This window comes from Enterorhabdus sp. P55 (assembly GCF_009911695.1).
GTDB lineage: Bacteria > Actinomycetota > Coriobacteriia > Coriobacteriales > Eggerthellaceae > Enterorhabdus.
In genome coordinates this window covers 1-2,204 of the sequence record NZ_QWKK01000194.1, presented here as the reverse complement: position 1 = coordinate 2,204, position 2,204 = coordinate 1, and the positions used below count along the sequence as shown (strand labels likewise).

Here is a 2,204-nt window from a genome sequence, read left to right as displayed (position 1 = left end):
GCCGCCCGCGCCGCCCGGCTCATCGGCGACGGGCCGGGGTCGAGCGGGCAGCGCCAGCGCCACGGGGGGCGGCGCAGCCGCGCGGCGCTCGAGGGGGCGGGCGCCTACGTGGAGCTGCGCATCCACGAGGGCCGCAAGCGCCAGGTGCGCCGCATGCTCCAGGCCGTCGACCATCCGGTGATCGCCCTGCACCGCGCCGCGCTCGGCCCGCTTGACCTGGGCGGGCTTCCCCGCGGCCAGGCGCGTGCCCTCACCGAATCCGAGCTGGCCGCCCTCCGCGCCGCCGTCGGCTGAGCGCTGCGCCGGCAGCGGGGCGCCCCTGTCGCCACCCTCCGCGCTCCCGCCCCCGCCGGCTCCCCGCGCGAGAAAAATGCGGCCCGCCGACCGCGTTTCGCCTCGCTGGTACTAAACTAGGCTGCGGAGACTTGGACGCGGCCGATCCTGGGGGAGGGCCCTTGAGCCGACGCAGGTACATCATGGTGTTCGTCGCGACCATCGCGCTGGTGGTCGTGGCCGTCTGCGTCTACCTGGGGCAGCTCTCATCGGCGGTGTCGAGCAACCTCATGACCACGGTGGACGAGATATCCCGTCATGATGTGGAGACCATCGAGGGCTCGCTCGAGGACTCCTACGGGCGCCTCGCCTCGGTGGCCAGCCGCATGGAACTCTACGACGTGGCCGATTTGCACGAGGCCCAGCAGCGCCTGAACCTGGAGGCCGTCTCCTCCGGCATGTTCGACGCGCTCTACCTGCTCGACGCCGACGGAACCCTCTACAGCAGCTCGTACCTGCGCCTCGGCCCCGATCAGCACTCCTACGACGAGATGTTCGCCGATGACAGCGGCCACTTCGTCATGCTCTACGACGACGTCAACGGGCGGCTGGAGACCACCAAGGAGTCCCTCGTCTTCGGCGTGGAGCTCGACGGCCTGGTCATCGGCGGCCACCGCTTCGTCGCCATCCTGGGCCGCAGCGACGTGAGCGCCATCCGCGGCCAGCTGCTCATCGAGAGCTTCGATGATCAGGGCGTCTCGAGCGTCGTGAACTCCCAGGGCTTCTATATCGTCAACACCTCGCCAGCTACCGACCTGGCCGGGCGCGACAACTTCTACGACATGCTCCAGGCCGGCTCCATCGACGGGGGCGTGACCATCGAGGACGTGCGCCGCAACATCTCGGAGGGCGAGAGCTTCACCATCGACTGCACCAACGCCGAGGGCGAGCGGCTCGTGCTCAGCTTCGCGCCGGTGGAGGGCACCACCTGGTCATTCATCATGGCCGTGCCCTCGCACGTGTTCGAGGAGCGCTTCGCCCCCTTCATCGTCATGACCTCCTGCATGCTCGTTGCCGTGGTGGTGCTGCTCATGGTGATGATGGCGATCGTCTACCGCTTCATGAAGCGAACGGTCTCGGCCCGCGCCGAGTCGGCGGCCCGCGCCGAGTTCCTCTCCAACATGAGCCACGAGATCCGCACGCCGCTCAACGGCATAATCGGCCTGAACCACCTGATGGAGCGCCACCTGGACGACCGCGAGGCCATGGCGGGCTACGTCAGCCGGCTCGGCAACGCCGCCCGCTACCTGCTCGCGCTCGTCAACGACATCCTCGATGTGTCCAAGCTCCAGGCGGGCAAGGTCGTCCTTGACGAGCGGCCCTTCGACCTGGGCGCCCTCATCGACAGCGTCTGCGAGATGCAGCGCGAGCCCCTGGCCGACAAGCGCATCGCCTTCACGCTCGACGCCGACGACCTGCCCTGGCCGCGCCTCGTCGGCGATGAGGTGCGCCTGGGCCAGGTGCTCATGAACATCCTGTCGAACGCGGCGAAGTTCACGCCCGAGGGCGGCCGCGTCACGCTCACGGCCAGCCAGGTCGCGGTGCCGGGCGGCCAGGCAGCCACGATCGTCTCCATCGCCGACACCGGCTGCGGCATGACGCCTGAGTTCCAGCGGCAGATCTTCGACGTGTTCACCCAGGAGCGCAACCGCAACAGCGAGAGCCAGAAGGGCACGGGCCTGGGAATGTCCATCAGCCGCATGCTCGTGGACCAGATGGGAGGCACGCTTCTGGTGGACAGCGTCCTGGACGAGGGCTCGTGCTTCACCCTGTCGGTCACGCTGCCCGTGGCGGAGGGCGCCGCGGCGGGGGAGCGGCCGGCGGGCGCGGGCCAGGGCGAGGCGGCGGGCTCGGAGGGCGCGGGCGCCCCT

General features: G+C 69.8%; 1 protein-coding gene and 1 pseudogene. Both read left to right on the top strand.

Annotated elements, in window-relative coordinates; translation table 11 throughout:
- Positions 1 to 294 (top strand): annotated as a pseudogene (locus D1643_RS10675) (hypothetical protein); the annotation flags it as partial.
- 161 nt (positions 295 to 455) lie between these two features.
- The coding region (locus D1643_RS10670) for a cache domain-containing protein (protein WP_160710589.1) at positions 456 to 2,204 on the top strand (1,749 nt) is incomplete at its 3' end.